This is a genomic window from Treponema berlinense (assembly GCF_900167025.1).
Lineage (GTDB): Bacteria > Spirochaetota > Spirochaetia > Treponematales > Treponemataceae > Treponema_D > Treponema_D berlinense.
In genome coordinates this window covers 314,559-338,036 of sequence record NZ_FUXC01000002.1, presented here as the reverse complement: position 1 = coordinate 338,036, position 23,478 = coordinate 314,559, and the positions used below count along the sequence as shown (strand labels likewise).

At 40.4% G+C, this 23,478-nt stretch carries 23 protein-coding genes and 1 pseudogene; 5 read left to right on the top strand and 19 right to left on the bottom strand.

Features of this window, described 5'->3' with window-relative positions:
- Positions 1 to 333 precede the first annotated feature (333 nt).
- The 3 genes from B5D47_RS03410 to B5D47_RS03400 are packed head-to-tail and all read left to right on the top strand — an operon-like array spanning position 334 to position 2,381.
- Entirely contained in the window at positions 334 to 939 is a 606-nt protein-coding gene (locus B5D47_RS03410; RefSeq protein ID WP_078930410.1) for a hypothetical protein, read from the top strand.
- Positions 936 to 1,754 (top strand): sensor histidine kinase, encoded by an 819-nt coding sequence (locus B5D47_RS03405; RefSeq protein ID WP_078930409.1) that lies wholly within the window; start codon positions 936 to 938, stop codon positions 1,752 to 1,754. Before B5D47_RS03410 ends, B5D47_RS03405 begins: the two co-directional genes overlap by 4 nt.
- Before the next feature lie 3 nt (positions 1,755 to 1,757).
- Complete coding sequence (locus tag B5D47_RS03400; RefSeq protein ID WP_078930408.1) at positions 1,758 to 2,381, top strand: response regulator transcription factor; 624 nt, start codon at positions 1,758 to 1,760, stop codon at positions 2,379 to 2,381.
- 1,297 nt (positions 2,382 to 3,678) lie between these two features.
- On the opposite strand, the gene B5D47_RS03395 is transcribed toward B5D47_RS03400, so the two are convergent.
- From B5D47_RS03395 to B5D47_RS03350, 11 genes and pseudogenes are all read right to left on the bottom strand, one after another.
- Complete coding sequence (locus tag B5D47_RS03395) at positions 3,679 to 4,449, bottom strand: ZIP family metal transporter (RefSeq protein WP_078930407.1); 771 nt, start codon at positions 4,447 to 4,449, stop codon at positions 3,679 to 3,681.
- A 269-nt stretch (positions 4,450 to 4,718) separates the two neighbouring features.
- The gene (locus B5D47_RS03390) at positions 4,719 to 5,186 is read right to left on the bottom strand and encodes a LuxR C-terminal-related transcriptional regulator (RefSeq protein ID WP_078930406.1); all 468 of its coding nucleotides are present in this window, start codon (positions 5,184 to 5,186) and stop codon (positions 4,719 to 4,721) included.
- A 331-nt stretch (positions 5,187 to 5,517) separates the two neighbouring features.
- Positions 5,518 to 5,679, bottom strand: a pseudogene (locus B5D47_RS11905) (type III toxin-antitoxin system ToxN/AbiQ family toxin); the annotation flags it as partial.
- Between the two features lie 666 nt (positions 5,680 to 6,345).
- Entirely contained in the window at positions 6,346 to 6,684 is a 339-nt protein-coding gene (gene mazF / locus B5D47_RS03380) for an endoribonuclease MazF (RefSeq protein WP_078930404.1), read from the bottom strand.
- Positions 6,678 to 6,911 carry an AbrB/MazE/SpoVT family DNA-binding domain-containing protein gene (locus tag B5D47_RS03375; RefSeq protein ID WP_078930403.1) on the bottom strand — a complete coding sequence of 78 codons (234 nt, stop codon included), beginning with the start codon at positions 6,909 to 6,911 and terminating at the stop codon, positions 6,678 to 6,680. Before B5D47_RS03375 ends, mazF begins: the two co-directional genes overlap by 7 nt.
- Before the next feature lie 312 nt (positions 6,912 to 7,223).
- Complete coding sequence (locus tag B5D47_RS03370; RefSeq protein WP_078930402.1) at positions 7,224 to 7,610, bottom strand: PIN domain-containing protein; 387 nt, start codon at positions 7,608 to 7,610, stop codon at positions 7,224 to 7,226.
- Entirely contained in the window at positions 7,607 to 7,822 is a 216-nt protein-coding gene (locus tag B5D47_RS03365; RefSeq protein ID WP_078930401.1) for a hypothetical protein, read from the bottom strand. The genes B5D47_RS03370 and B5D47_RS03365 overlap by 4 nt, the downstream gene beginning before the upstream one ends.
- A 95-nt stretch (positions 7,823 to 7,917) precedes the next feature.
- Positions 7,918 to 8,802 carry a hypothetical protein gene (locus B5D47_RS03360; protein ID WP_078930400.1) on the bottom strand — a complete coding sequence of 295 codons (885 nt, stop codon included), beginning with the start codon at positions 8,800 to 8,802 and terminating at the stop codon, positions 7,918 to 7,920.
- A gap of 7 nt (positions 8,803 to 8,809) precedes the next feature.
- A complete protein-coding gene (locus tag B5D47_RS03355; RefSeq protein WP_078930399.1) occupies positions 8,810 to 9,058 on the bottom strand; it encodes a hypothetical protein in 249 nt (82 codons plus the stop codon).
- A gap of 117 nt (positions 9,059 to 9,175) precedes the next feature.
- Complete coding sequence (locus B5D47_RS11760) at positions 9,176 to 9,310, bottom strand: hypothetical protein (RefSeq protein ID WP_268811063.1); 135 nt, start codon at positions 9,308 to 9,310, stop codon at positions 9,176 to 9,178.
- Between the two features lie 66 nt (positions 9,311 to 9,376).
- The gene (locus tag B5D47_RS03350; protein WP_078930398.1) at positions 9,377 to 11,626 is read right to left on the bottom strand and encodes a hydratase; all 2,250 of its coding nucleotides are present in this window, start codon (positions 11,624 to 11,626) and stop codon (positions 9,377 to 9,379) included.
- A gap of 208 nt (positions 11,627 to 11,834) precedes the next feature.
- On the opposite strand from B5D47_RS03350, the gene B5D47_RS03345 reads away from it, so the two are divergent.
- Positions 11,835 to 12,488 (top strand): class I SAM-dependent methyltransferase, encoded by a 654-nt coding sequence (locus tag B5D47_RS03345; protein ID WP_078930397.1) that lies wholly within the window; start codon positions 11,835 to 11,837, stop codon positions 12,486 to 12,488.
- A gap of 270 nt (positions 12,489 to 12,758) precedes the next feature.
- Here B5D47_RS03345 and B5D47_RS03340 read toward each other — a convergent pair whose 3' ends face one another.
- The 7 genes from B5D47_RS03340 to B5D47_RS03310 form a co-directional block, all read right to left on the bottom strand.
- Positions 12,759 to 14,540: a carbon starvation CstA family protein gene (locus B5D47_RS03340; RefSeq protein WP_078930396.1), complete on the bottom strand. Its 1,782-nt coding sequence runs from the start codon at positions 14,538 to 14,540 to the stop codon at positions 12,759 to 12,761.
- A gap of 122 nt (positions 14,541 to 14,662) precedes the next feature.
- Entirely contained in the window at positions 14,663 to 15,154 is a 492-nt protein-coding gene (locus B5D47_RS03335) for a DUF8052 family protein (protein ID WP_078930395.1), read from the bottom strand.
- A 118-nt stretch (positions 15,155 to 15,272) separates the two neighbouring features.
- Positions 15,273 to 15,635 (bottom strand): hypothetical protein, encoded by a 363-nt coding sequence (locus B5D47_RS03330; protein ID WP_078930394.1) that lies wholly within the window; start codon positions 15,633 to 15,635, stop codon positions 15,273 to 15,275.
- 26 nt (positions 15,636 to 15,661) lie between these two features.
- On the bottom strand, positions 15,662 to 16,072 hold the full coding sequence (locus B5D47_RS03325) for a (deoxy)nucleoside triphosphate pyrophosphohydrolase (RefSeq protein ID WP_078930393.1): 411 nt from the start codon (positions 16,070 to 16,072) through the stop codon (positions 15,662 to 15,664).
- A gap of 33 nt (positions 16,073 to 16,105) precedes the next feature.
- Positions 16,106 to 16,630, bottom strand: coding sequence for a hypothetical protein (locus tag B5D47_RS03320; RefSeq protein ID WP_078930392.1), 525 nt, complete (start codon positions 16,628 to 16,630; stop codon positions 16,106 to 16,108).
- 38 nt (positions 16,631 to 16,668) lie between these two features.
- Positions 16,669 to 17,232 carry a hypothetical protein gene (locus B5D47_RS03315; protein ID WP_078930391.1) on the bottom strand — a complete coding sequence of 188 codons (564 nt, stop codon included), beginning with the start codon at positions 17,230 to 17,232 and terminating at the stop codon, positions 16,669 to 16,671.
- A gap of 31 nt (positions 17,233 to 17,263) precedes the next feature.
- On the bottom strand, positions 17,264 to 18,490 hold the full coding sequence (locus B5D47_RS03310; protein WP_078930390.1) for an LIC_12708 family protein: 1,227 nt from the start codon (positions 18,488 to 18,490) through the stop codon (positions 17,264 to 17,266).
- 235 nt (positions 18,491 to 18,725) lie between these two features.
- On the opposite strand from B5D47_RS03310, the gene secA reads away from it, so the two are divergent.
- On the top strand, positions 18,726 to 21,482 hold the full coding sequence (secA, locus tag B5D47_RS03305; RefSeq protein ID WP_078930389.1) for a preprotein translocase subunit SecA: 2,757 nt from the start codon (positions 18,726 to 18,728) through the stop codon (positions 21,480 to 21,482).
- A 169-nt stretch (positions 21,483 to 21,651) separates the two neighbouring features.
- Here secA and lepB read toward each other — a convergent pair whose 3' ends face one another.
- Positions 21,652 to 23,418, bottom strand: coding sequence for a signal peptidase I (gene lepB / locus B5D47_RS03300; protein ID WP_078930388.1), 1,767 nt, complete (start codon positions 23,416 to 23,418; stop codon positions 21,652 to 21,654).
- Positions 23,419 to 23,478 lie beyond the last annotated feature (60 nt).

The following is a 23,478-nucleotide window of genomic DNA, read 5'->3' as shown; positions in this document are numbered from 1 at the left end:
CCTATTTTGATTATGGGCTCGTGAGCCGTGAAAATATTCCGCTTCGCTTCATATTTTCACGGGCTCACGAGCCCATAAGTAGAAAAAAGCAGATTGTGAACGCATGTGTTCACAATCTGCTTATTTATTACATTCTCTGCTCAAGTTAAGGTAGCTTTTGCATACCTTAACTTGATGTAATTCTCTGTCCTATGATGCAATGACTGCGCATACCGCAGTTGTTTTCACCCGATATATGATGCTGTCACTGGAAAGCCGGGAATCCAATGATAACCGGTCACTTGAGGAGCTCTTTTTATACTTTTCTGACGAAATGTCTGATTACTCTACAATATGCCAAAGACTCTTAGAACTGTTGTGATTTGTATTATTGCGGAAATCCTGAATTTTATTGTTACGGCAATTTTTTATCATGGGCTGAAGATTCCGCTTTTTTTCGATACGATTTTTACTGTTGCCGTTGTATTTTACTGCGGACTTCTTCCGGCTCTTTGCGTTTCAACCGGCTACAATCTTATTAATTCTTTTCTATGGATTTGCAACAAAGGAGTCTTTGATCCTTTTATCTCCGCTTATACTGTCTGCGGAATTTTGATTGTTTTTTCCACCTGGCTCTTTGCCCGCAGAAAGGATGACTTTAAGATTTCTCCGGCGATTACAGCCCTGTACCTGGTTTTGATAGCCCTGCTCTCTTCTTTGTGCGCCATTATTTCAAGCGGAATTATAGATTATTTCCATTATATTTATTATGACGTGCCAGACATGATGAATCCGATAAAATCTTTTACAAAGTCTTTTGTTCAACATCGCTTTAGTCTGCTTGCCTCCTGCATTCTGGCGCAGATTCCAATTTCATTTGCCGACCGCCTGATTGCAACCTTTGCCGGATACGGAGTATATCGTCTTTGCGAACATCATATAGAGAGAAAAACAATATGAACCTAACTCAGACTATCGAAGAGCTGGAAGACATCATTCGCAACTACATAACTTATTTTATTGTTTTTGATATTCTGTTTTTTGCGGTTTTATTTGTAAGCGTGCTGCTTTTAATCAGATTTTTAAAATCAAAGAAAAGTCTGAAAGATTCCAATGAATATCTTTTGTTCACGATTAAAGGGCAGGAAGAAGAGCGTGCCAGAATTGCCCGGGAACTTCATGATACAATTGCCCAGGATTTACGATATTGCAGGACCCTTCTTGAAAAAAAGAATTGTGCGGAAAATATACCGGAAGCGGTTCAGCTTTTGGGAAAATCTTTGTCAGACGTGCGCCTTATAAGCTACAATCTTTCGCCGGCAGATATTAAAAAAAAGGATTTAAGGGCAAATCTTGTAAACCTCTGCGCTTCTATAGCACAGACCTGCGATGTAAAATTCAGAATCTCAATGCCTGATGACACAGACACTTCCTTTTTGAATGAAAATGATATATTGAACCTTTACCGTATTGTGCAGGAAAGTCTTACAAATGTAATAAAACATGCAAATGCCGACAAAGCGGTAATTCTTATCAGAAATTCCAGCGAGAATGAAGAAAAAGGTCTTTACATTTTTATAAGTGATGACGGCTGCGGTTTTGATTATGACGCAGAACAATACGAGGGCTTTTCAAGTTACAAAAGAATCGGCGGTGCAAAACATTTTGGACTTATCGGAATAAAAAAAAGATGCCAGCTGATTGGAGCCGAATTTTCAGTTTCTTCTGCCCCCGGCGAGGGAACACAAATCAGTATTTTTAAAAGGATAAATTAGAATATGGGACATGAAGTCAGTTTTTTTGTAGTTGAAGACCATACACTCACAAACAGGGGAATCCGCGAATTGATTTCCGAGCGCGGCAGATATTCCTGCTGTGGCTATGCTTTTTCAAAAAATGAATGCACTGAAAAACTTTATGAACTTGCAAAGGAATCCAGGCTTCCGGACATTCTTATTCTTGATTTATTCCTTGGCGACGAGAGCGGACTTGATATTCTGCGCGAGGTAAAGGCCAATCTTCCTTCTGTAAAAGTCATTGTCTATTCAATGTTCGCAAAACCGGGAATTGTATCTCTTGCGCTTGAAGGCGATGCCGACGGTTTTGTTCTAAAATCCGCCCCTGAGAGCGAACTTTTTGCGGCCATTGAAGCAATTCTTGCCAGCGACACTTACGTACAGCAGACTCTTGTAGCCCCGCTTTTTACATATAAAAGTGTTTTTGACGGCCTGACACGCCAGGAGCAGACAGTTTTCAAAAAACTGATAGAACGAAAAAGCCGCAGCCAGATTACAAAAGAACTGAATATTGTCGAACGCTCGCTGGAAAATTACCTTTCCAAAATTTACCAGAAAACAGGCTGCAAGAACCACGAAGAACTGATTAAAAAGTTCGGTAAGTGAAATATGGAATAAACACGACTGGAGGCAAGGAAACGGGTATGTATGCCTCGGGAGTTTTAGTGCGAATAACAGCGACAGTTTCTAGGAAATACGGTGTAAAAGCTTGGAAAAATAGTGCAATTTGATATTGCAATTTTTGTTATTATTTAATTCCTTAAATTTGTAACTACTCATACTTATTTTCACTACTGTCCAAGATAAATCAGCTACTTTTTAAAATCTTTAATACGTGATAAGATTGTATTACAGCATAACAATTTAGCACGCAATAAATTACAGACATGAACAAATATAACACACAGCCCGGACAGTTGCCATCATTTGTGCCGAGACCTCCAGAGAAACCGCATTATAAATAACCTAAAAAAAACTTAACAAATTGATTATTGTACCGAACGGAATGATGTGTGTATTTTAGAGTATTGAAAAAAATCCATATGAACGCTGAAGAGCCCGAAGGAAATACGGCATTTTATGACCTCTCTTCTGACCGATGTGAAACCGGTGGCGAAGGCTATGGGGAAGCCACTAGAACGTGGAAAATAATCTGCACCGGGTGCTAGAGACAGTTTTTAACAAGGATTATTGCAGAATCCACAGGGTCAACAGCACGCAAAATATGAATATATAATAAGAAAGATCTCATGGATCTCTTAAAAAAATGCAATTTTCTCAGGAATTGTAAAAAACAAGTAGCAAAAAAATGCTAATCTGCTTAAAAAGCGAAAAATACTTACTAAAAGCCCAGCATTGTTTTTAATTCGGTTGCCCCGAACATAACAACCGCATCAGGCATCGCACATTATAAATCGCATTGTCTTATACAGCCCCACCGCACATTCACAAAATCTCCATCGCACAAAAACATTATTCTAAGCGTACATCCAAAAAATCCGGCACGTACAAAAACATTCTTCTCAGCGCCGCAGAACATTTTCTTCTATGTACAAAAAGATTTTTTCCGACCGTCGCACAATATTTTACCGAGCATCGCAGAACATTATTCTGCACGTATAAAAACATTTTGCCGATTACCGCCCATCATCTTACAGGCTTTCGTACATAAAAAATTATGCTTTCGATAATTTTTTATCATATTTTACTTAATAATTTACCAAACCTTCGACATCACCGACAAGAACCAGATAATAGATTCAAGGCAGTATTATATTTTTCTCGATGAAGTTCAGATTTTGGAAAATTTTAAGGGCGTCTTAAAACAATTTCCTCACATTCCAAACGCAGATATTTATGCAACTTGAAAAGCTCAGACTACCTTCCAAAGGGCAAGAAACTTTCAGCCTAGAGCCACATCTAGAATCATCATCAGAATAAAGCCAAGCGAAAATCCGATTGTGCCTAAGTTTGAATGCGGTTTTTCAGAAGCTTCGGGAATCAGTTCTTCCACAACAACGTAAAGCATTGCGCCGGCCGCGAATGACAAAAGGTAAGGCAGAACAGGCACTATTAAATTTTTTAGAAGAATTGTAATCACGGCCGCAACCGGCTCTACAATTCCAGAAAGAACTCCGAACGCAAAAGACTTGTTTTTTGACTCGCCGTTTCCTGCAAGCGACATTGAAATTATCGCGCCCTCTGGAAAATTCTGAATTGCAATTCCCAATGAAAGAGCTGCCGCCGCCGCAAATCCCAGGCTCTGCGCGGAAAATGCCGCAAAGACAACACCGACCGCCATTCCTTCCGGAATATTGTGGAGCGTAACTGCAAGAAACATCATGGTGCTTTGCTTGAGCTTTGCTTTTAAACCTTCTGGTTTTTCCGAGTCAACATGAAGATGCGGAATCAAAACGTCGAGCAGGAAAAGAAAGGCAATTCCAGCCGCAGTTCCAATCGCCGCCGGAATAAACGCAAGCTTTCCCATCGAGGATGAACTGTCTATTGAAGGAATTATAAGCGACCACACAGAAGCCGCAACCATTACTCCAGCCGCAAACCCCAAAAGAAATTTCTGGACATTTTTATTTAAATTTTTTCCAAGAAAGTAAACGCAGGCTGAACCCAATGTAGTTCCAAGAAACGGAATCAGAATTCCATAAAAAGTATTCATGCTCTGATTATAGATTTAAAGAAGCATAGTTTCAATGTTGGGATTTTGGCTGGAATTTGACGGCATAACATCAATGTGTTATATAAAATGAAAGGAAATGCCCGGACTTTGTGGTATCTCCACTTAGGTCGAACATCCGTCTCTGTAGTTCAAACTTGGCGGCTATTTTTTACTCTACTTATTTTTTAGGTAAATGAGAGTAGCAATAACAGTGCCTGCAGCGGAACAAAATATTCAAAAATCCACAGAGTCATGCCGCATTTTTTAAATTATTTTCCAAACTGACTGATAAATTCCTTTTTGTCGTTGATGCCGGTTTTTTCATAAATGCTTGAAATGTAATTTTCTACGGCGCGCTGTCTTATTTGCAGTTTTTCCGCAATCTGCATATTGGAAAAGTTTTGCAGAATTAAAGCCATCACCTGTTTTTCTCTTTGCGTAAGCGCGTCTGTAAATGAATTGAATTTTACAAGATTTTCCCGCAGTTCTTTTTGAACAAAAGTTTTTCCACTGAAAGCGTTTTCCATGCATTCTATAAGCTCGTCCGACGGCGCGTTTTTTGAAATATAGCCTGCCGCTCCGTTTTGAATTGCCGTCTGAACCATTCCTGCCGAAAAAAACATTGAATACACTATGATTTTTAACTCTGGGTAAAGCGAGTGAAGCTTTGCAATAAAATCAAAGCCTGCATCGTCGCCAGAAAAATTAAGGTCAGAAATCACAAGGTCTGGAAGCATGTTTTACGCACCGAAAATAAAAAAAAGCCTCCCATAATCAATAAGATTTGGGAGACAACCGTCTGCTCGGGCAATTTCCAATAGTATTCATATATCATTAAGAAGATAAAGTAACTAAGTTACCCGAATAAAGTAACTAAATTTCCAAAAATAGTTACTTTATTTAAAAATATAGTAACTATTTTTGCCTGGCGGAGTGGGTATATTTTTTTTAAGTTTAAAAACTAAGATTTTGCATAAAAAAAATCACTTTTTGTAGTTAATTCAAGCCTTCTCAACTTTCTTAAAGTCAACTATAATTTTTCCAAGCGGAAATAAATTATCATCGCAACTACATTTCTTTGCGGAGCGTTCCATATAACTTGCACTTGCTTTTTATATATATTGTCGTAAGACTGTTTTTTCTGATTTTTCCATTTTCATAATCTTTATTTTTAGGAGAGGACATCGGAACGAAATATTTGAACCCATTTATTTCTGTAAGGATTCCGACATATTTTCTACGGTATGTTCTTTACTTCCGGCTTGTTTTTCATTACATGATTTTCAATTTTAAGCAGATAATCAATATAGTCATCGCTGACAATAAAAAAAATGCTGTCTTTGTTTCAATAGTTGCTCCATAAAAAGACGACTATAAAAGCCGAAACCGATGTAAGCAACTGTTCAGGAAGAGCCTTCACCTGTTCAATTACAACATCATAAGACATTTTGCACCTTCTTGGAGCATTGTAACATGTTTTTAACAATTGCTCATTATAATTATGTTAAGGCAAGAAAGTTCTATTTCGGTGTTTTATAACATTCACTCTTCACTTAGTTTTTCCAGATTATCCGCCGTATAGACAGTTTTTGCCTTGCCGCTCACCATTGTTTCTTGTACAAAAACACACTGTTCTTTTTTGCGTGTGTAAAAATCCGCATATCAGCAACGTAGAAAAAATCGTCAGAGAATGTGAGAAATGGTGAGATTTATTTTTTCAAGAACCAATTCGCAAGTCCTGCCCTAAAAATTGGCAAAATCAATAAGTTTTTGGATTGTATTCCCAAAAAAAACAGTATTTTACATAGGCAAAATAGCGCTAGAGTCATTGCATTTTTTTAAGTCAATAAATCCATTTTTTTTCATATTTAGTTCAGCAGTTTTAATAATGAGGATTTATTCAATCATTAGCTTTATGTTGTCAACAACGGAATTTATTTCTTCCTCAGCTGCTTTTTCTATAAAATCACAGTTTCTTTGAGTCCAGTCAAGATTTTTTACCTGGTCGCTTAAAATACAGCCATTTATTGAATGGTTTTCCAGCACAATTTCAAAAGGATAACCCTTTATATGGCTTGTAACAGGACAGAACAAGGCAAGTCCTATTTTCTGATTGTATTTTTTCTGGGAAACGCAAACTGCGGGACGGCGACCTTTCTGTTCATGTCCAGTCTGCGGATCAAAATCCAGCCAGACCAAGTCACCTTTTTCAGGAACATATTTTGATTTTACCATTCTTCTTTTCCTACAGCATTGCCTGTTGAAACTTCTGAATGAATGTTCTCTGGCGTTACCATAGCAAGCATGTCGTCAAGTGATTTTTTCTGAGGAAAAATGGTTATTTTTCCTTTTTCAACAATCACTTCAATTTTACTGCCGCTTCTTACATTGTTGTCTTTTGCCCAAAGAGAAGGAATTCTTAAACCGAGGCTATTCCCCCATTTCTGAACTACAGTCTGCATAATGCGCCTCCATATATTCAGTATATACAATGTATATTCTATTTTGTCAAGTTATAAAAATTATTTTTGAAAAAAAGATAATAAAAGTGAATTTTCTTATTTTTATTCTCTGTTCTTCTAGCATAAGTTAAAATTCCCATAAGATGACATAGGAATTGTTTTGTATCAAAATGGAAAGTCGTTATTCCGTTGCAACCATACAAAAAAAGCCCTGTTTCACATCAGCAAAACAGAGCTTTTCAGTTATAGATTGTCAAATTAAGCCTTAAACAACACGACTTTTCCTTACCTCTTATCCCCTGTAAAAGTTAATCAAGCATCCTGCCTGAATAATCTTAATGAAGGCAAAACAACTTGCATGAGCTTGAAATGCTTGTCTTTCGTCCAAACTTCGCAATCGTGTTTTATCGCAAGATAGGCAATCATTGCATCTTGAAAAGGAACTGCCAGACCATTTTTCTTTAGCGTAATAAACAGTTTTGAAAGCGAAATCCAGTCTTTTTCTGAAAATGAAAAGTATGTAAAATCATTGAGAGCTTCTTCAATTTGGGAAAACTGTTTTTCAGAATTGCTTCCTCTCAACAGTTCGGTTTTTATAACTCCGCAAGTGGCAATTTCATTATCCTCAAAGATTCTCGCATATTCATCATTCGGGTTGTCCCAAAAATCAATGATAACATTTGTATCGGCAAGAATCATAAAACGCTCGCCTCTCTGAGTTCTGTTACGAAATCACGATTCAGATGGATTTTTCCTGCCAAACCAAAGAAATTTTTCTTTGTTCCCGAAGATGTTTTTGTTACGTGCATTTCAGGCTGCTCAGCTTCCAACAGCTTTATAAAGGCAGAAACTGATGTAAGCAATTGTTCTGGAAGAGCCTTCACCTGCTCAATTACAACATCATAAGACATTTTGCGCCTCCTTGGACTATTGTAACATGTTTTGGATAACTTCGCATTATATTCATGTGAAGGTGGGAAAGTTTCATCATTGTATTTTATAAAATTTATTCTTCACTTAGCTTTTCAAGATTGTCAGCTGTGTAGACAGTTTTCGCCTTGCCATTCACCATTGTTTCTCGTACAAAAACGCATTGACCTTTTTTGCGTGTGTAAAAATCTGAAGTCAGTCTTTTAAAATAACCTCGTCTAAAATGAGGAGTCATAACCTTTTTGGAATCATGGTTTTCAATATTTTCCAAAATTTTTTCTGCTATCGTTATCTTTTTTGAATATTCATCTTTTACTTGATTCGGAACACCGTCAACAACGCACTCAGGAAATATATTCATATAAACTATTGTGTTGACAGCAAGATTAAAATATTCAAGCAATTTTTTAAAATCTTCTGTTTTTTCTTTTTCTAAAACCTTATATTGTTCAAACGGAAGAAAGCCTGCGTTCTGACCTACAATCCACACAAAAACAAGCTTATCATTTTCAGGTTTGTATAGAAAACTGAAAGCATATCCTTTCATTCTGTTTTCAAATGGAATATGAATTCCAAAATCAAGATGAGCGGTCTTTGTTCCAAGCCCTTTTACCTGACCGAAAGTGCTTATCATTCCATCCTCTTCCTGAGTTCCATTCTCAACAATAAACTTTTTAAGACCGTCAAAATCTCTTATAGGCAGACCAGCCAAGAAATCCCGCAATGACTTGTCAACAAAATACAGATGGAGAAATTTCTTTATAGAATCAGCATAGAACAAATCAGCGATAAGAATGTTTGTTTGTGTCAATGTTCCGTCAGGCATGAATGGATTCATTATCTGCGGATCAATCCATTTATGAATAAATTCTTTTGGAGACAAATTATTACTTTTGTTCGATTTATTATAGCTGTCCCAAAGTTCTGCAAGCGGCTGACTGTATCTGATTTTTTTTGCCATATAAAATCTATCTCTTGTACGCTTTGTAAATACCAGAAGGCTTTGTAGATTCACCGGCAGGAACATTCGTAAAATCGTAATATCTTCCATTGCCATCTGGAGTTATCACAAATGAATACTGCCCATTTGCTCCCCAGTCCCATCTACGGTCTAAACCTTGTCTGCTGTAATGCGTTAGTTCACCTTCATCTCCGCCATCATAAAGCACAAAGCCATAAGTTGTTCCGTCTAAACTAAAATATCCGAACTCTATCAAAGTTTTTCCGCCATAGATAGAACCTTCACACTCCCAAGTCGTAAAGCCGGAATCAGTATCTTTGTTCGATATAGTTACAGATTTATTTGAAGATGAATCAAAAAGATAAATTTGTCTTTAATTTGAGTCGCTGGAAAATACTCTTCCAAACGGACTTGAATCATCGCCCATTGTGGTCGTGGCACAAGATGAAGAAACTGCAAGAATAAAAAATCCCAAAAAAACAACTATTACATTCCAATATTTCCGCATAAAAATTCTCCTGAATCTATAAAAAATGGCTCTTCTGTAAAAAGAAGAACCGTTTTTTATTAAAATTTATCCCCTGTAAAAGTTAATCAAGCATCCTGCCTGAATAATCTTTCGCTCGTCGTCGGTCATGTCGCCGGTTGCAAGGTCGAACTCGGCGGTTGTGCCGTCGGCGCGGACTGCGTAGGCTTTTACGCTCGGAAGTTTTTCCGCAATCATCTTTTTTGCGCCCGGAACAAAAATGTAGTCGCCGTTCGCAAACGGAAGATTCTCTGTAGCGGCCGCATCTCCCTGCTTGTAAAGGAACGGAATCATTCCCCAGTTAATCAGGTTCGAGCGGTAGCGTTTTGTGGCGTAGTCGCTTGCAATGTTCGCGCTCGCTCCCAAAACCCTCTGGCAGCTTGCCGCCTGCTCGCGCGCAGAACCGTCGCCCGGCTTAACAGCGTAGATTGTAGAGCCAAGACCGGCCTTTTCAATTCTTCCCTTGAACTCAGGATACTTTTCCTCAAGGATTTTTTCCGCGCGGCTCACTTCCGCCTTGACCTCTTCCGACCTGTCGCGGACAGCCTTTGCCCTTCCAACGTAGGCAGGATCTTTGCGGCTCAAAGTGAACTCCGCAAGTCCAAGAGGATTTGAGCGGAAACTTGAAGTCTCGCCCGAAGGAATAAGCTCGTCCGTAGTTGTAACCGGGTCGTGGATTTCAGATACAACCTTGAGCAGAATGTCGTCAGAAAGCGGCTGCATCTCCGGCCAGTCCTTGATGTTCGGTCCGAACTGAATCTGAACTTCCGGATGCGCAACGCCCTTTGAGTCGTAAACGCGCTTTTCGTAGATTGTCTTGTCAAAGAAATATTTTTTCTTGCTGAACTCGCCGTCAGCCAAGTCTGTGGCGGCAGTCAAAAAGCCCTTGTTTGCGGCAGTCGCAGCGATTGAGCGTGCGTCCATAAGCGCAACAGAGGCAAGCTGACCGTTCTGGATTTTCGAGCCTTCGCGGTTCGGGAAGTTTCTTGTAGAATGGCGGATTGAAAGAGCACCGTTGGCAGGAGTGTCGCCCGCGCCGAAGCAAGGTCCGCAGAAAGCAGTCTTAACGATTGCGCCCGCGTCAACAAGCGAGGCGAACGCTCCGTTCTTCATAAGCTCCATGTAGACCGGCATTGAAGCAGGATAAACGTTCAAAAGGAATTTTCCGTTTCCAGTGTCCTTTCCATTCAAGATGTCGGCAGCCGCGCAGATGTTCTCAAATCCGCCGCCGGCGCAGCCTGCGATAACGCCCTGGTCAACGTAAAGTTTTCCGTCAATCACCTTGTTTTTGAGCGTAAAGTTCACCTTGTCGCCGAACGAAACTTTAGCGCGCTTTTCAGTCTCTTCAAGAACGTCCATAAGATTCTTGTTAACTTCTTCTATTGTATATGCGCAAGACGGATGGAACGGAAGCGCAATCATCGGTCGGATTTCGCCCAAGTCAAGCTCAATCGCGCCGTCGTAATAAGCGTCTTCTCCCGGATTCAATTCCTTGTAGTCGCCTTCCCTTCCGTGAATTGAATAGAACTCGCGGATTTTCTCATCAGTTGACCAGATTGAAGAAAGACAGGTTGTCTCAGTCGTCATAACGTCAATGCCGATTCTAAAGTCAGCGGAAAGATTCGCAACTCCAGGACCCACAAATTCCATCACCTTGTTCTTAACGTAGCCGTTCGCAAAAACAGCCTTGATAATCGCAAGAGCAACGTCCTGAGGGCCGACGCCCGGAACAGGAGAACCGGTCAGATAAACCGCGATAACGCCCGGCATATTAACATCGTAAGTCTTTCCCAGAAGCTGCTTTGCAAGCTCGCCGCCGCCCTCGCCAATCGCCATAGTTCCAAGCGCGCCGTACCGGGTGTGGCTGTCTGAACCCAAAATCATGTCGCCGCACTTCGCAAGCATCTCACGCGCAAACTGGTGGATTACAGCCTGATGCGGAGGAACATAGATTCCGCCGTATTTCTGGGCGCAAGTAAGCCCGAACATGTGGTCGTCCTCGTTAATCGTTCCGCCAACCGCGCAGAGTGAGTTGTGGCAGTTAGTCAAAACATAAGGAATCGGAAACTTTTCAAGCCCCGAAGCGCGCGCCGTCTGAATAATTCCAACATAAGTAATATCGTGCGAAGTAATTTTGTCAAATTTGATTTTCAGTTTAGAAGCATCGCCCGAAGTATTGTGCCTCTGCAAGATAGAATAAGAAATAGTGTTTTTAGCACAGTCAGCCGGATTTTTGCCCGGCACGGACTCAACTAATTTTCCGCCCGAAAGAAAAGCGCCTTTTTCCCAAAGTTTCATAAGATTCCTCGAATTGTCAAAAAGATAAATAATGGACAAAGATTAGCATAAAACAAGAATTTTCTCAATTGCCGGTTTTCTTATGTATTTTATCCGGGCATTCGCCGTAAAACTTCGTTTTGCTTCACAAGTTAAAAAAGCCTTTGTTCATCCACCCTGCCTGATGTGATATACTCAGCTCAGCAAATCAACTTTTGGAGCAAATCGCATGGCAGATAAAATACAGGACGCTTACGAATCGTCAAAAAATATATATGACGGTGTCCTTACGCAGGGGAATTTTTTCAGCAGGATGTATATCAAGCTGTTCTGGAGCGGAACGGATGACAATGAAATCGCGCGGAAAGTCTTGTCATACATTCCTGATGATTTTTCAGGAAAACTTCTTGATGTTCCGGTCGGAACTGCCGTGTTCACGCAGCGCAAATGGTCGTCCCTGAAAAATGCGCACATCACTTGCCTTGATTACAGCACGGATATGCTTGAGCAGGCAAAAAGAAGGCTTGACGGTCAGGCGCATATCAATTTCATTCAGGACGATGTGGGAAACCTGCAAATGGACGATGAATCTTTTGACATCGTTCTAAGCATGAACGGTTTCCATGCGTTTCCAGACAAACAGAAAGCATTCAGCGAAACCTGCCGCGTACTTAAATCCGGCGGTGATTTCATCGCCTGCGTCTATATCAGGGGAAAATCCAAAAGGACGGACTGGCTTGTAAAAAACATCCTCGCAAAGAAAGGCTGGTTCACTCCTCCGTTTCAGACTGAAGAAGAACTGAAAAATACTTTGCAGAAAATGTACAAAGAAGTCGAACTTCACATTGACGGCTCTATGGCGTATTTTCACTGCGTAAAATAGCTTTGATTTTAAATTTGAACCACAATTTTCCGTCATATCTGGCCAACCGTGGTTCCGCCTTTCGGCTTCATTGCTGCACTCCGCGCATCTCCGTTCCGCAACGGGCCTGCATCGCCACTAATGTCCAGGGTAAGTTTTCCGTTCAAACCTTTCATTAACGCATTTTTTTCAAACTTACCGTAAAAAAAATCCCCGGCTTCCTATTTTATGAAGCGCGCTTCATTTTTAAGGAGGACCGGGGATTTTTATTTTATTTTTTTTGTTTACAGCCTAGGCATTGGCTTTTTTAGATTTGTGCTGGGCTACGAAAGTTTTTACACCTTCAACCACAAGCACGATTGCCAAAACCGCCATTGCAAATGCAAATATAAGCTGGAACCAGTTGCCCCAGTGCATTGCGTTCGGCGCATGTCTTACCATTGCAGAAAGTTTTCCAACAACAGTAAAGATAAGCTGTGTCAAAGTTGCACACAACATAAATGCCATTGGAATAAAGAACATCTTATTGTTTTTTCCAACTTTTCCAAGCCAGGCGGCAACTGCAAGAAGCGCAATTCCTGCAAGAAGCTGGTTTGCAGAACCAAACAGCGACCAAATTGCAGAAAGCTTAAGTCCGCCAAGGATTGAACCGATTACAACCATCATCGTTGTTCCAAAAAACGGATTTGCAAGAATTTTGCGGACTGGAGATTTTGCATCTTTCCATGTTTTTTCATCTTCGTTCAAGAAAAGCTCAGAGAACATAAAACGCGAAAGTCTGGTTGCAGAATCAAGGCTTGTAAGAGCAAATACAGAAATAGAAAGAGTCAAAAGCGCATTGATTATTCTATAAATCCGTGTCGAAGAATCTCCGAACATAATTGCAATTCCGTTTCCAAAAGCCGTTGCAGGAGAACCCTTAAACGACCATATTCCGTTTTCTACGTGCATAAATTTTCCAGAAACCATGCCAAGAGCAATCAGGGCAATTACGCCAAGGGCAGATTCAATCAACATAGAACCGTAAGCGATTGGTTTTGCGTTCTGTTCTGCATCAAGCTGCTTTGAAGTTGTTCCAGAAGCAATAAGAGAATGGAAACCAGAGCAAGCGCCACAGGCAACTGTAATAAAAAGAGCCGGGAACATGTGTCCAATCGACTGTGTCCAGCCTGTAAAAGCAGGAAGCTCAAAATGAATGCCACGGGCCGCGCCAGTAAAGGCAGAAACTACGATTCCAGCAATAGCAAGAAGAATCATTGCATAAAGCAGGAACGAAGAAAGATAGTCGCGAGGCTGCAACATAATCCATACAGGAATAAGAGAAGCCATGGCAATGTAAAGGGCAACAATTACAATCCAAGTTACGCGTCCGCCGCCAAGACCAACATTCAGTCCAAGAACTATAATTCCGACAATTGCAATAATTCCGCCGATTGTCGCAGGAAGAGTTTTTACGCCAAAGCGGTTTGTAACAAGTCCGTAGATTACAGCAAGAATAATAAAGCAGACAGAAATCATTGCAGTCGTCTGGTTTTCCGTAGGATTAAGAACAAAAAGACCTGCTTCTTTTACTCCGTCAGCAATCTGCTGAGCAGTAAGAGCCGGAGTAAAGAAAGTGCTTGCTACGACATTTACAAACGAAGCAATTACAAGAATCAAAACGAGAAGCGAAAAAATAATGAACAGTTTCTTCGCAAATTTACCCATCGACGTTCTGATAATTTCGCCAATAGACTTTCCTTCGTTACGGATTGAGGCAAAGAGCGAGCCGTAATCCTGCAAACCGCCAAAGAAAATACCGCCAATAACGCACCACAAAAATACAGGAACCCAACCAAAAACCGCGGCCATGATCGGACCGTTAATCGGACCTGCACCGGCAATCGAAGAAAAATGGTGTCCCATCAAAACGGCAGGCTTTGTCTCAACATAGTCAACGCCGTCAGGCATAAAATTCGCCGGAGTTGATTTTTTAGGATCAATTCCCCACTGTTTTGCCAGATAAGCGCCATAAAAAACATATCCGGCAAAAAGCAAAACAAGAGCAGCAATAATAATCAATAAAGCTGTCATAATCTTTTCCCCCCATTGGAAAAAAAATTTTTTTCAAAAATCGCCTGTCAAACCTTGGCAGTTTAAAATCAAGACAATTTTTTTAACAAAAATCTTCTAAAAACTAAAATTTTTAGAAGATTCTAAATAATTTGCTTAAAGACCTTCTTCAAATGCCCTGCAAGCCTATTTACCGCAAAACTTCCGCAAGAAAGATCCATTACAGCCAGTCTCAAATCACTCCATCCCCGAAAAGTAAAATTATAAGATTTGTGCTTTTTAATTTTTTTACAGGATTTTAGAACTTCGCCACAAGTTTTTTCGGCAAGAACAATCAAAGTAACGTCAGAAGTTTTGTGTCCTTCAATCGGCTTAACCTTTGAAATTCCGTCGTTCCAGGCAAGTTCCGCAAGTTCCGCCAAACGCCCGGCTGACAATTCGTTTTCGAGTGCAAAATAAACGTATTCGTGAGTATAAATGTCCGAAAGATGCGCGATTTTCAAGAGCATGTACTGCTCCGTGTGAGAATGAAATTCCGCAGTCGCGACAAAAGGACTGACAGGATTTTCAGTATTCAAGTCGTAGTATCTTTTAAAAGAGTCAAGCAGTTTTTCCAGAACTTTTTTGCTGTCCATAGTTCTGTAATACCACTTTTATAGATTTTAATAAATAGTAAATTTCTTAAGTATCGCTAAATTTTAGTTTTATTTACAATTTTATGGGCGCTTCTGCATAAGGCTTGCACGCATCCCCCTAGCGCAGTTCGCTTTTAGCAGTTTGCGCACGTAACTTATTTGAAAAAATTCTTGCGCAGTTTTCTGGAATCCAGCCTTCCTTTACAAAAAACCATTTTTCGTAATTATCGTCAATTTTTACGGTCGAACTTCCCTCTACAACCCTGATTTCGCCGCGGCGCAAATAGCTTTCGACAGGATTTTCATATCCGGCTTCTTTATGGCAGGCTGTATAAGGAGAAGTCACCAAAAGCCATTCAATTCCCGGTTCAATCGCCATAGGCTCAAGGCTGTCAAACTGGATTTTTTCATTTTTTTTTGAGCAGGAAATAAAAATTACAGAAACAAAAATAAACGCACAAAAAAGAAAATTTTTTTTCATCGATAAAACCTGACAAATCTTCAAGATTAAAGGCTGTCTGCCAAAAATTTGCAAATTTGAGGATAAATAAGCAAGTCTGAATCCACAAAATTCAACGTCGGAATCTCTGCAAGTTCAGCCCAGCGGTACTCGGTGTGTTCTGTCAAGGCAAATTTTTCCGTCATTCCGTCGTGCGGAAGATGTATAAGATAAGCATGCAAAGAAAAATCGTCGCCGTTATGCTTAAACGTCGCTTCTGCAATTTTTTTATCGACACTAACCTTTACGCCGAACTCTTCCTCAAATTCGCGGATTATCGACTGTTCGTCAGTTTCTCCGTCCTCAACTTTTCCGCCCGGAAATTCCCAGCGTCCGCCCATCTGTCCGACAGGATTTCTGTGTGCAATAAAAACTTTTTTTTCGTTAAAAGCAATGCAGGCAATCGATTTTTTATTCATTTTTTTAATTTCGCTCCAATAAGTTCAGTTTTTTTACAGGAAAAGGACACGTGGAAAGATAAAATGCAGAACTCCGGCAATTATACAGAAAATTCCAAGATATTTTCTTCCGCCTATAAAAACAGTCGTCAAAAATGCAGGAAGTTTTAACTCAACCTTTGACTTTTGAATATAGAATTCGATTAAAAGCGCAAAACATGCCGCAAGTCCGGCAACAGCAGGAATCAAATCTCCAATTACAGGAACATCGTTCTGAACGGTCGAAAGAAGCTTTAAAACTCCAGTAAGTCCTGACAAAATTGCAACTACAAGACGGAAAGTCATATCGTCAAAAAAAGTATCTTTTGAATTGATTGCAAACTGAAGTTTTTTGTCAAAAACAGAATCGCCTTCGCTGTCTGTTGAATCATCAGAAATTTTCTCAACTTCAGAATCCTGGTTTTCCGCCTCGGCGTCTTCTGCCGCTTCGCTTTTTTTTGCTGTAAAGTCGGTTGCATAAACAAGAATAAGACCGGCAACAACATTCAATAAAATCGAAAGAAAATAAATCTGTAACATTTTTTAACTCCCCAAATCTTAAATTTCTCCGTAAAATTTTAGCGTTTTTCAACTGGACATTTTAAATTAACGGATTTTCCATCAAGAAAAACTTCTGCATTTATATAAAATATATCATAATCATGGAAAGTTGTCCGTAAAAAATTTTCATTCCCGTTATAAATATTCAGTTCCGCGCGCTTTTCAACAACATTTTTTTGCGCATCCAGAAATTCAATATTCACATCAAAATTCAGCGGATTTTCAATTTTATATTTTTTTGGCGGCTCTTCAAACTTTACGCTCACATAGACAGTTTCTTCAAAGGAAAAGGCTGTAAGCTCAAGAGGAACTCCGCCCAAAATATTTTCGTTTTGCCTGTTAAAAAATCCAAGAAAAACTACGAGCAAAAAGCAGATTATGAGCGCCATAAAGACAAGCCTGTTTGTTTTTGTCGAAACAAGAGCCTTAAAAAGTCCCGGCTTAAAAACCTTAAATGTTCCGTCGTAAAGGTTCTGCACTTCTTGAGGAGCATTTTTTAGCCTTTCTTCGCGATTATAGTAAAAGACCATTTTGTCTTCTTCGCTTTCGCCCCTGACTTCTTTTTTTTTGCTAAAATCCATAATTTTTCCAAAACTGTGTTTTTAATTCTTTCTAGTTCATAAAAGAAGAAACAAGAGAATCTGTGCGCCACCAGACGATTTCGGCCTTTTCTTTTTTTATGTAAAGAGCGCTTATAATTCCATTTCCGCTCAGCCCAAGCGAATAATACAGGATTTCGCCGTGCTCAACTGGAAGCGAGCGTTTTAAAATTTTCTGTCCGCTCGGCTGCACCATCTGAATCAAATAGCCTTTTTCTGTCGGAACAGAAAAGAAAAACCATCCGCCGTCTGTAACGCCCAAAAAGTCAAAAGGAATAGAAAAAACTTCTTTGCTCAGATTTTCCGAAACAGATTCTTCGTGAGGAGGAATATCAAGACCTTCCTCGTAAAGTCCGGTTTCTACGTTGAGAGGATAAAGCATTGTTTTTTCAAAATCGACTCCAGACTGTACTTTTGTAGCCGGATCGAGATAGTTTTGAAAATAATTTACCTGAACGTAAAGTTTTCGGGAAACGCTGTCTGGAATTACATTTTCAATCGAAATAAAATTTATATTTTCAGAATCGTTTAAGTCCTTAAGTTTTGGAACAAGTTTTTCGTTAAACGGAACCGAATAAAGCAAAAAGCCGGAAGAATTGAACCAGTAGACAAGAGGTCCTTCGTTTGATTCGCATACAACGACAAGCTCATTGTTTTTTGTGGCATAGATATTTTTTATAAACGGAAACGGAGTTCCGCCAGGTCCCTGCTGTCCAAGATAATCAATAAAAGTTCCATTGCTGTTAAAACGCAGGACAATGTAGTTTAAAAGAAGCCTGTTTTCTATGTCGTTTTCCTGGCGCTCCGCAGGAAGAGTGTCAACTGCGTAAAGGCATTTGTTGGAATCCACTGCAAGAGGCCCAAGGGTGTTAAAAGGATATTCAATCGCTTTTTTAGTTGAATTTACAGAAGTCTTGTCTGCAAAAGAAGGAGTTTTTGTGTATTCGCTGTTGTAATAAAGGGTCAGAAGCTCGCCATAGGAATTAAGCTCGAGGATTTTTTTTGACTCGCCGTTTGCAACATAAAAAAAACCGTCGTGCATAGTCATAAAAGTGTTTATTGAACCGGATGTACTTAAGTTAAAGAGATTTAATTCGTCTTCAAAACTGCCGTAATTTATTGTAAAAAGGTCTTTTTCGTTAATCGAAGCTACAGAATTTGAGCGGGCGCACGAAACTGCGCTTAAAAAACTTAAAGCCAGGAAGGTAAAAAAACATATTTTTGAAATTTTTCTTTGCATTGTAAAAAAAGAATATAAAATTGAACAAAGACCGTCAATGTATCTGATACGTCAAAACTTACGCCGGACTGGAGCAGCGCGCAGCGTTGGCATAGCCAATGGAGCAAAAGCGGAACTGCGCAAGGCCGTTAGAACGAAAAATGCCGTCCATTTCGTTAAAAAAAATCGGCATTGGTCAATTTTTTGCGTTTTTTTTCTATTCTTTAAGCAGTATTTTTATTATACTATAAACATTATGTTAGATAAAATTTTCACTGCAATTTTCGGTTCTCAGAATGACCGTGATGTAAAAAAGTTAAGACCTATCGTTGAACAGGTCAATGCAAAAGAAGAATGGGCAAAATCTCTGGCCGCAGAAGACTTTCCAAAACAGACACAGATTTTTAAGGAACGCCTTGCAAAAGGTGAGTCGCTTGATGATATTCTTCCAGAAGCCTTTGCTCTTTGCCGCGAAGCTGCCTTCCGTGTAAGAGGCGAGCGCGCTTATGACGTTCAGGTTATGGGTTCTATCAACCTGCACATGGGCCGCATTACAGAAATGAAGACTGGTGAAGGTAAAACTCTTGTCGCAGTTGCTCCTTCGTATTTGAATGCGCTTTCTGGAAAAGGCGTGCATGTCGTTACTGTAAACGATTACCTTGCAGAACGTGACGCAAACACAATGCGCCCGGTTTTTGCATATCTCGGTTGTACTGTCGGCGCAATTCTTTCTAATATGGACAATGCAGCCCGCCGCGAAGCTTATGCCTGCGACATCACTTACGGAACAAACAATGAATTCGGTTTTGACTACCTGCGCGACAATATGCAGATTGAGCTTAAACAAAAAGTTCAGCGCGGATTCAACTATTGTATCGTAGACGAAATCGACTCCATTCTCATTGATGAAGCCAGAACTCCTCTTATTATTTCTGGCGCCGGAGAAGACGACACTTACAAATATTACGAAGTTGACAAATATGTCGGCGAATTTACCGAAGTTGCAAAAGACCCCGCGACGGACGACTATCCGGACGAAGTTCAGATGACTCCGGAAGAACGTGCCGCAATGGAAGGCGACTACAAAATTGATGAAAAATCAAAAAGAGTTTCCTTTACAGACAAGGGTATGGATCATATCGAAAAGATTCTTCATCAGCACAATTTGATTCAGTCAGGAACAAAACTCCAGGACGAACAGAACTTTGAATTTTTACACTACTTTACACAGGCGCTTCGCGCACACCTTCTCTACCAGAACGACGTTGACTATGTTGTAAAAGACGGTCAGGTTCAGATTGTAGACGAATTTACAGGACGTATTCTCGAAGGAAGACGATATTCTGACGGTCTGCACCAGGCAATCGAGGCAAAAGAGCACGTAAAAATCGCCCAGCGCAACCGCACTATGGCAACTGTCACCTTCCAGAATTTCTTCCGCATGTACGACAAGCTCTCTGGTATGACAGGTACAGCTCAGACAGAAGCTGTTGAATTTTCAAAGATCTACAAACTCGACGTTGTTGCAATTCCAACAAACCTTCCGGTTGCCCGCATAGACGAGCAGGACGAAGTTTATCTCAACGAAGAAGACAAGTGGAATGCAATCGTTAAAGAAATCAAGGCCGCCCACGAAAAAGGCCAGCCTATTCTTGTCGGCACAGTTTCGGTTGAAAAATCAGAACATCTGTCCGCCCTACTTACCCGCGCAGGTATCAGACACGAAGTTTTGAATGCAAAGAACCACGCGCGCGAAGCCCTCATCATTGCAGAAGCCGGCGCAAAAGGTGCTGTTACTGTAGCAACAAACATGGCAGGACGCGGTACTGATATTAAACTCGGCGGCAGCTACGAATCCCGCGCACTAAAACGGGTTGGAACAAACGCAACTCCAGAACAGCTAAAAGAAGCAGTTATCGCAGAAAAAGAAAAGTGGCAAAAAGATTACGAAGAAGTCAAATCTCTCGGCGGTCTTTACGTAATCGGCTCAGAACGCCACGAATCCCGCCGTATCGACAACCAGTTGCGCGGACGCTCTGGACGTCAGGGAGACCCTGGACGCTCAAAATTCTTCATTTCAATGGATGACGATTTAATGCGCCTGTTTGGCGGTGAGAGAATGAAGCACATCATGACAAAAATCGGAATGGAACCAGGAGAACCGATTTATCATCCATGGCTTACAAAAGGAATCGAAAACGCACAGAAAAAAGTAGAAGAGCGCAACTTTGAAATCCGTAAAAACCTTATCGACTACGACGATGTTTTAAACGACCAGCGTGAATATATCTACGAACAGCGCGACGGAATTCTTTCGGACGAAAAACTCTCAGAACGCATCATGCTCACGGCCCAGGACTATCTTGACCAGTGGTTTGAAGAATATTCACACAACCGCAAAAACGGACTTACTGCCCTTTTGACACAAATCCGCGAAAATTTCGGAATTCAGCTTCCAGCGGAAGATGTTTCAAAAGAAAAAGTCATGGCGCTTCTCCAGAACGATTTGACAGAAAAAGAGTCTCTAGTTGGACACGAACAGTTCAATATGTTCATCCGCTACCAGTATTTGCAGTTAATCGACAGAAAATGGCTCGACCAGCTCGAATTTCTGGACGGCTTAAGAGAAGCAGTTCACCTTCGCTCTTACTCATCAAAAAATCCGCTCACAGAATACAAAATCGACGGTTTTAACGCATTTGAAGACATGCTCGAAAGCATCCGCCTTACAATTGCAAGCCGGGTATTCAAAGTGCGCATCCAGATAAATCCTGCGCCACAGCCGGCACAGCGCAACATTCAGATGAACGCCCAGCACCAGCAAGCTCAGAGCATGGGTCAGGCGGCAGACGGTGTAAATACGCATCAGAGCAGACAGGCAGCAAGCAAAGTAATGGCAAACGGCCGTCAGGGACAGAGCATTACAGTCCGCCGCACAATTCCAAAAGTCGGAAGAAATGATCCTTGTCCTTGTGGAAGCGGAAAAAAATACAAACAGTGCCACGGACGCTAAAAAACTTCTATAAAAATTCGGGGCTTTCCTGCCGTGCTTTCACGGCAGGCCGGGTCATTCAGGGTTACGTGCAAAGCACTCCATAAAAAAAGTCCATAGATGGCGGTTTTTCCACCATCTATGGACTTTTTTTACGCGCTCCGCGCGCCCTTACTGCCCCTAAGCCGATTTATTTTCCTGTATGACCGGGAACTCCGCGTCTATTCAATGGCCAGAACCTGTAACTTGTAGTTCCGAGAATTTTAGAGCGGTTCACATACTGCGGAGAAATATCCGAGTAATAAGTTACAGAAACCGGGTCTAAGTTTGTAAGAGGCGCAAGCCAGTTGTCATAAGAATGGCGCATATCAAGCGAATTAAAGCGGTTGTCGCCCATCATAAAATAGCAATTCTGCGGAATGTACTGAGGATTGCCGTCTTTGTCGTTTGCCGGAAAAACAGGCATATTGCGTCTGTCCATCAAAAATGCGTAAGAGTTTAGCATTGTCGCCGTTTTTAAGAGTTCCTGAATTTGAGAATCAGACTTAACCTGCTCCATGTTTTTACCTGCTGCAATAAGCCCGGCATCTCTCAAGAACAGTTTTCCGGCAACTTTTTTTATCATAAGGTTAAGCTTAAAATTCGCTTCTGAATAAAGATCTCCGTTAAAATTAAAATCTGCATTTTCCGTCCAGGCAGTCATAAAGCGCTCAAAACCTTTTGCTCCGTCTTTGTTGGAAAGAAGCGCCTGTGCATAAAAATAATGCTGAGCAAAAAGAGAATTTTCAAAAAGATACTTGTCCGTAAAAAGGACATCCAGATTGTTATCCTGCTTTTTTGAAGAATAAGCGGCAAAGATTTTTTCAAAACTCCTAGCAATCGACTTTGCCTCTATTTCAAAGAGTTTTACGTCAAAAGCGTTGCGCTGTTTTTCACATTCAATCATAGAATCATATTCTTCCTGGCCTACAACATAACTTTCCCTTGTAAGCCCGCGCTTGATTGAATTTTTTACGGTATTTAAATTCCATTCTGCATATTTTGCATCCTGTTCAACAACCTTCCATTCATCGCTTGCCTTTGTCCGCGAATAAAGAATTCCGTCCTGCATCATAAGCTGTTCCCCAGGAACACCGGCAATTCTTTTTACGAGAGGATCTGCCTTTGGATTGCCGCCTTCATCAACGTTCAGATTCACCGTTGTCAAAGTGCACATGTATACAATCTGGCTCAAAAATGTCCGTACCTCGCTTTTTCTGTCGTTTGAATAGTGGGGATTTCTAAAAACCACAATGTCGCCGCGCTTATATTTTTTTGCATAAGGAAGACCAACTTCCGAAAGGGGAAATTTTGGACCGCTCGCGGTTTTAAAAACAACAACGCGATCCCTTATCAAAAATTCCGGAACCATCGACTCTGAAGGAATTTCATAAAGCTGGACGATAAAAATGTTCAAAAGCAAAACCATAAAAACTGCCTGAACAAGAGCGTCAACCCAGCTTAAACATTCAAAGACAATTCTCTTGATTCCTTTTTTTGTTCCAATCGAATTCTCGTTTATAAATTTCTTCCAGTTCTCGTCAATTCTGGCAATTTTTTTTGGATTAAGATAATGAAGAATCCACAAAGACAAAACACTTGTAACACACCAGAAAACAACTTCAATTAAATCAATAAGATAAAAAGTTCCATAATTTCCTGCCCGGCGCAAAACAAAGGCAATTAAAAGGACATAAGGTTCATATTGCAAAAGTGTACGGAAAACGCTTATAAAACGCAAATCCTTTTTTCCAAAAAGCTGGCTATAACCAGCCCAAAAAAGAACGCCTGTAAAAATCAATGCAAGCGGAAGCGCCGTCAAAGAAACGTCCAAAGACACCGAAAAACACAAAACAGAAAAAATTGCAGACGAAAAGACAGCTGCAAGGGACAAAACTTTTAATTTATCTTTATTCATGATAAAAAAGTATAGCAAAAATAAAATAAACAGACTACTCTAAAGGAAATCCGTACAAAA